At 68.0% G+C, this 6,638-nt stretch carries 6 protein-coding genes and 1 pseudogene; 5 read left to right on the top strand and 2 right to left on the bottom strand.

Annotation, left to right across the window (positions count from 1 at the left end):
- Positions 1 to 526 (top strand): hypothetical protein (locus tag B1A78_RS19590; protein WP_306171662.1); only part of this gene is annotated, 526 nt, incomplete at its 5' end.
- Here B1A78_RS19590 and B1A78_RS19585 read toward each other — a convergent pair.
- Positions 523 to 1,182: a UTRA domain-containing protein gene (locus B1A78_RS19585; protein ID WP_077148566.1), complete on the bottom strand. Its 660-nt coding sequence runs from the start codon at positions 1,180 to 1,182 to the stop codon at positions 523 to 525. The genes B1A78_RS19590 and B1A78_RS19585 overlap by 4 nt on opposite strands.
- Positions 1,179 to 2,528 (bottom strand): formimidoylglutamate deiminase, encoded by a 1,350-nt coding sequence (locus B1A78_RS19580; protein WP_077148565.1) that lies wholly within the window; start codon positions 2,526 to 2,528, stop codon positions 1,179 to 1,181. Before B1A78_RS19580 ends, B1A78_RS19585 begins: the two co-directional genes overlap by 4 nt.
- Before the next feature lie 65 nt (positions 2,529 to 2,593).
- Between B1A78_RS19580 and hutI the strand changes: the two genes are divergently transcribed.
- The 4 genes and pseudogenes from hutI to B1A78_RS19560 form a co-directional block, all read left to right on the top strand.
- Complete coding sequence (hutI, locus tag B1A78_RS19575) at positions 2,594 to 3,781, top strand: imidazolonepropionase (RefSeq protein WP_077148564.1); 1,188 nt, start codon at positions 2,594 to 2,596, stop codon at positions 3,779 to 3,781.
- Positions 3,772 to 5,292 carry a histidine ammonia-lyase gene (gene hutH / locus B1A78_RS19570; protein ID WP_077148563.1) on the top strand — a complete coding sequence of 507 codons (1,521 nt, stop codon included), beginning with the start codon at positions 3,772 to 3,774 and terminating at the stop codon, positions 5,290 to 5,292. The genes hutI and hutH overlap by 10 nt, the downstream gene beginning before the upstream one ends.
- Positions 5,289 to 6,092, top strand: a complete 804-nt coding sequence (hutG, locus tag B1A78_RS19565) for an N-formylglutamate deformylase (RefSeq protein ID WP_077148562.1) — start codon at positions 5,289 to 5,291, stop codon at positions 6,090 to 6,092. Before hutH ends, hutG begins: the two co-directional genes overlap by 4 nt.
- Positions 6,089 to 6,638 (top strand): annotated as a pseudogene (locus B1A78_RS19560) (urocanate hydratase); the annotation flags it as partial. The gene hutG and the pseudogene B1A78_RS19560, both read left to right, overlap by 4 nt.

The following is a 6,638-nucleotide window of genomic DNA, read 5'->3' as shown; positions in this document are numbered from 1 at the left end:
ATCGCTCACGCCGCGCCTCGGCGGCGCGCCTAGGTCGGGTGATCGGGGCGCGGGGGCGTCATGGGCAAGCGGGGCGGCGATGCGCTATTTTCTCGATACCGAGTTCAACGGATTTTGCGGCGAGCTGATCTCGATCGCGCTCGTGCCCGAGGATGCGGCGTGCGCGCCCTTTTATGAAGCGATCGCGATCGACGAGCCGACCGAATGGGTGCGCATCCATGCGCTGCCCGTGCTTGCCGCCGAACCGCTGTCGCGCGACGCGGTTCGTGACCGGTTTGCGGCCTATCTGATGAACGATCCCGCACCGCATCTGATCGCCGACTGGCCAGAGGATATCGCGCTCGCGGCGCGGCTGTTGATCACCGGCCCGGGCTATATGAAGCCGGTGCGCAGTATCCGTTTCGAACTGGTCGATCCCGGCATCGTCGGCCCGTCGGTGCCGAGCGCGGTGCCGCATAATGCGTTGCACGATGCTGCGGCGCTGCGCGCGACGATGCTCGCGTGGGAAGCGCGGATGGCGCGCTAGCGCGGGCTCGGCTCGAAATGCGCAACCATGTCGAACAGGTCGCCGCGAAAGACCTGCCGCACCGTGGTCACCGGCGCATCGGCGCGCCAGGTGCTGCGTTCGAGGATCAGGCAGGCGGTGTTTTCGACGATGCCGAGCGCTTGCGCCTCCTCGGCACTGGCGCCGACGGCCCGGATACGATGCCGCGCCGACGTCCAGGGGATATGCGCGAGCAGCCAGGTGCCGGGGGCGATGGCATCGAAGGACTCGTCCATCGCGTCGGGCACGGTAGCGACCGCGATTGTACGGCTTTCGAGCGCCAGCGCGGTGTCGCCCTCATAATGCAGGCCCGTGACATGCAGTTCGGCTCCGTCCTGCTCGCGCGACAGCCGCTGCCAGCGATAGACATGCCCGCGCGCTTCGATAAGCTGGGCGAGGTCGGGAACTTCGAGCACCGCCGAATGGACATGTTGGTCGGCGACGAACGATCCCGCCTTGCGGCGCCGCTCGATCAGCCCCGCGTGGTGCAACGCCGCCATCGCCTTGCTGACCGTCGCGCGCGCGCATCCGTGCTGCGCCGCCAATTCATGCTCGGACGGCAGCTTGTCGCCGGGGCGGAGCGCCCCGCTGCGGATATCGCCCTCGATCGCGGCGCGGATACGGGCGTCGAAACTCATGCGAGCAGCGCGGTCACCGCGGTGCGGTAGCGCGCCGCAATGGCGTCGCGTGCGATATGCCGCCCGCCCGCGACCCATTTGCGCCCGCCACGCCAGACGCAGTCGATCGCCTTATCGCGCGCGGCAAAGACCCAGCGATCGAGGATGGTTCGCATATCGGCGCCTGCGAACGCGGTGTTCTGGATGTCGAGGGTGAACAGATCGGCGGGCTGGCCCATAGCGATGCCGGTGCCGGCGGCCGTGGCGCGCGCGCCGCCCGCCAGCGCCTCTCGAAACAGGCGCTCGCCGATCGACGGCACGGCGTCGCTGCCGAGCATTGCGCGGCGGCGGTCGCGCAGGCGCTGGCTATATTCGAGCGCGCGCAGTTCGCCGGCAGCATCGATCAGGATGTTCGAGTCTGTGCCGATGCCGATGTGACCGCCCGCGACGAGGTAGCGCGCGGCGGGGAAGATGCCGTCGCCCAGATTGGCCTCGGTCACCGGGCAGAGGCCGGCAACCGCACCGCTCGCCGCGAGCCGGTCGCATTCGTCGTCGGTGAGGTGCGTCGCGTGGACGAGGCACCAGCGCGCGTCGACATCGGCGTGGTCGAGCAGCCATTCGACCGGGCGCTGCCCACTCCAGGCGACCGAGGCCTCGACCTCGCGCGTCTGTTCGGCGGCGTGGATATGGACCGGGCCGCCATCGGCAAGTGGCAGGATCGCGGTGAGTTCCTCGGCGGTGACGGCGCGCAGAGAATGCGGCGCGATGCCGAAACCTGCGTCGGCGGGCAATTTCGCGCGGCTCGCGGCGACGAGTGCGGCAAAGCTGTCGACGTCGGACAGGAAACGCCGCTGGCCGGGTGCGGGCGGCGCACCGCCGAAATCGCCATGGGCGTAGAAGACCGGGAGGAGGGTGAGGCCGATGCCGCTCTCGTCGGCGGCCGCGACCATCGCGCCCGCCATTTCGGCGGGGTCGGCATAGCGGCGCCCGTCGGCGTCGTTGTGGAGGTAATGAAATTCGGCGACGCGGGTAAAGCCGCTCTCCATCATTTCAACAAAGGCGAGGCCGTTGATCGCTGCGATGTCGTCCGGAGTCAGCCGGTCGAGGAAGCGGTACATGATTTCGCGCCAGCTCCAGAAATCATCATCGGGGCGGCCGCGAAATTCTGAGAGGCCCGCCATGCCGCGCTGGAAGCCATGGCAGTGGAGGTTCGCGAGGCCGGGCAGGGCGATGGCGTGGCGTTCGTCATGGGGCTGCACTGCGACGCCGGCTGCGACGTCGGTAATCCGGCCGGCGTCGATCGTGACGCGGACATCCTGCGCCCATCCGCCCGGAAGCAGCGCCCGTTCGAACCACAAAGATGTCATCGCCTGCTCCTTCGACTTCGATTATTATGTCTAGACATAATGTCACGAGCAGACAAGAATGAACTATGGATCGACTCTGGACCAATGCCCGACTCGCGACGCTGACCGGTGACGGACCGGGCCTCGTCGAGCATGGCGCGGTGGCGGCGCGGAACGGGCGGATCGCTTGGGTCGGCGACGCCGCCGATGCCCCCGCAGCCGCCGACGTCGTCGATTGCGCGGGGCGGCTGATCACCCCCGGCCTGGTCGATTGCCATACGCACCTCGTCCACGGCGGCAGCCGCGCGAACGAATGGGCGATGCGGCTCGAAGGTGCGACCTATGAGGAGATTGCGCGCGCGGGCGGCGGCATCGTGTCGACGATGCGCGCGACGCGCGAAATGGACGAAGCGGCGCTTGTAACGGGCGCGCTCCCGCGCCTCGATGCGCTGATCGCCGAGGGTGTGACGACGATCGAGATCAAGTCGGGATACGGCCTGACGCTCGACGACGAGATCAAGATGTTGCGTGCGGCGCGGGCGCTGGGCGAGGCGCGGCCGGTGCGTGTCGCGACGACGCTGCTCGCCGCGCATGCCGTGCCGCCCGAATATAAGGGCGATGCCGACGCCTATGTCGAGCTGGTGTGCCGCGAGATCATCCCGGCGGCGGCGGGTCTCGCCGACGCGGTCGACGGCTTTTGCGAAGGTATCGGCTTCACTCCCGAGCAGATCGTGCGGGTGTTCGATGCGGCGCGCGCTGCGGGCCTGCCGGTCAAGCTCCATGCCGAGCAACTGTCGCACCTCGCGGGCGCGAGCCTTGCCGCCTCGTACAGGGCGCTGTCGGCCGATCATCTCGAGCATATCGACAATGAAGATATCGCCGCGATGGCTGGGGCGGGCACCGTCGCGGTGCTGCTGCCCGGCGCCTATTATTTCATGCGCGAGACGCACAAGCCGCCGGTCGCCGCGCTGCGCGACGCGGGCGTGCCGATCGCGCTCGCGACCGACTGCAATCCCGGCACCTCGCCGACAACCTCGCTGCTGCTGATGCTCAACATGGGCGCGACCCTGTTCGGGCTGTCGGTCACCGAATGCCTCCGCGCGGTGACCGTCAACGGCGCGCGCGCGCTCGGGCTGCACGAGGAGGTCGGCACGATCGAGGTCGGCAAGGCGGCCGACCTCGCGATCTGGAACACGACCGAACCCGCCGAGCTTGTCTATCGCATCGGCTTCAACCCGCTTCATGCGCGCATCAAGGACGGAATATGCACCTGACCCCCGGATCGATCAGCCTCGCCGACTGGCGCGAGATCTATACGGGCGCGCCGGTGCGGCTGGCGCCCGGATGCCGCGCCGCGATCGCCGAAAGCGCCGCCGCAGTCGAGCGCATCCTTGCGCGCGGCGAGGCGGTCTACGGGATCAACACCGGTTTCGGAAAGCTCGCGGCGGTGCGGATCGAGGCCGACGACCTCGAAACGCTCCAGCGCAATATCGTGCTGAGCCATGCGGCGGGCGTCGGCGCGCCGATGCCCGTCCGCGTCGCGCGGCTGATGATGGCGCTCAAGCTTGCGAGTCTCGCGCGCGGCGCGTCGGGGGTGCGGCCGGCGACGATCGAATTGCTCGAAGCGATGCTCGACCGGGGGCTGACACCGGTGATCCCCGCGCAGGGCTCGGTCGGCGCCTCGGGCGACCTTGCCCCGCTGTCACATATGGCGGCGGCGATGATCGGCGAGGGCGAGATGTTCGTCGATGGTGCGCAGGTTCCCGCCGCTGTCGGGCTTGCCGATGCCGGGCTCGACCCGCTGGTGCTCGGCCCGAAGGAAGGGCTGGCGCTGCTCAACGGCACGCAGTTCTCGACTGCCTACGCGCTCGCGGGGCTGTTCGAGGCCGAGCGGCTCTATGGCAGCGCGCTCGTCACCGGCATCCTCTCGACCGAGGCGGCCAAAGGATCGGACACCCCCTTTGACCCGCGCATCCACGCGCTGCGCGGGCACAGGGGGCAGATCGAGACCGCCGCGGCACTCGCTGCGCTGATGGAAGGTTCCGAAATCCGCGCGAGCCATATCCTCGGCGATGTCCGCGTGCAGGACCCTTACTGCCTGCGCTGCCAACCGCAGGTGATGGGCGCGGCGCTCGACCTGTTGCGACAGGCGGCGACGACGCTGCTGGTCGAAGCGAATGGCGTGTCGGACAATCCGCTGATCTTTCCGGAAACCGACGAAGCGCTCTCGGGCGGCAACTTCCACGCCGAGCCCGTCGCCTTCGCCGCCGACATGATCGCCATGGCCTTGTGCGAGATCGGCAGCCTGTCCGAACGGCGCACCGCGATGCTCGTCGATCCGGCCTTGTCGGGATTGCCCGCCTTCCTCGTCGCCAGGCCGGGGCTAAATTCGGGCTTCATGATCCCGCAGGTGACGGCGGCGGCGCTGGTGTCGGAGAACAAACAGCGCGCCTATCCGGCGAGCGTCGATTCGATCCCGACCTCGGCGAACCAGGAGGATCATGTGTCGATGGCGGCGCATGGCGCGCGGCGGCTGTCCGAGATGGCGGCGAATGTCGACGCGATCCTTGGCATAGAACTGCTCGCCGGAGGGCAGGGGTGCGATTTCCATGGCGGGCTGAAATCGAGCGAGGCGATCGAGCGTGTGCGCGGGCTGCTGCGTGCCACCGTGCCGACGCTCGACGAGGATCGCCATATGGCGCCCGACATCGCGGCGGCACAGGACATGGTGCGCAGCGGCAAGCTGGTCGATCTCGTCGGGGAATTGCCCGGCCTCGTCGCATGAGCTGGCTGCGCGTCCAGCGCGGCGACGCGCCGCTTGTCATCGCTTTCCCGCACGGAGGAACCGATCTCGCGGGCTTCGACGACCAGTTCGTCTCGCCCTGGCATGCGCAGATCGACACCGACTGGTGGATCGCCGAGCTTTACGCCTTTGCGGCCGATCTGGGTGCGACGCTGGTTGCGACCGATATCTCGCGCAGCGTGATCGACATGAACCGCGACCCGTCGGGCGCGTCGCTCTACCCGGGGCAGGCGACGACCGAGCTGTGCCCGACAACGACTTTCGACGGCGATCCGCTCTATCGCTTCGGCGAGCCCGACGAGGCGGAGATCACGCAGCGCCTGCACCTTTATCACCGCCCCTATCACGAGGCCGTCTCCGCCGAACTCGACCGGTTGAAGATGCGGCACGGCAGGGTCGTCCTCTATGACGCCCATTCGATCCGCAGCCATGTCCCGCGCCTGTTCGACGGCAAGCTGCCGCAATTCAACATCGGCACCAACGGCGGCGCGACTTCAGCCCCCGAACTCGAAACCATCGTCGCGAATTTCTGCGCCGCGAGCGGCAGGAGCCATATCGTCAACGGCCGTTTCAAGGGCGGCTGGACGACGCGTCATTATGGCCGACCCGATGACGGCATCCATGCGATCCAGATGGAACTCGCGCAGCGCGGTTACATGGCCGAGCCCGCCGAACTCACCCACGCCAACTGGCCCTCACCTCTCGACCCGAACCCTGCGATCCGGCCCGTGCTGGAGCAGGTGATCGCCGCGACCCTCGATTTTGCGAAAGGACATTCATGACCCGCCTCGACAACAGCCGCGTGATCCGCCCGGCGACCGGGACCGAGATCAGCGCCAAGAGCTGGCTCACCGAAGCGCCGATGCGGATGCTGATGAACAACCTTCACCCCGACGTCGCCGAGGCGCCGCACGAGCTCGTCGTCTATGGCGGCATCGGCCGCGCCGCGCGCGACTGGGAAAGCTATGACCGGATCGTCGAAACGCTGAAGCGGCTGGAGAATGACGAGACTTTGCTGATCCAGTCGGGCAAGCCCGTCGGGGTGTTTCGTACGCACGAAAATGCGCCGCGCGTGCTGCTCGCGAACTCGAACCTCGTCCCCGAATGGGCGAATTGGGAGCATTTCCACGAGCTCGATAAAAAGGGCCTGATGATGTACGGCCAGATGACCGCCGGCAGCTGGATCTACATCGGCAGCCAGGGCATTGTTCAGGGCACCTACGAAACCTTCGTCGAAATGGGCCGCCAGCATTATGGCGGCAGCCTCGCCGGCCGCTGGCTGCTGACTGCGGGCCTCGGCGGAATGGGCGGCGCGCAGCCGCTCGCCG

The organism is Sphingopyxis sp. KK2 (assembly GCF_001990265.1).
In the GTDB taxonomy this organism is placed as follows: domain Bacteria; phylum Pseudomonadota; class Alphaproteobacteria; order Sphingomonadales; family Sphingomonadaceae; genus Sphingopyxis.
The sequence above is the reverse complement of the archived record's forward strand: the minus strand, read 5'-3'. Positions and strand labels throughout refer to the sequence as shown.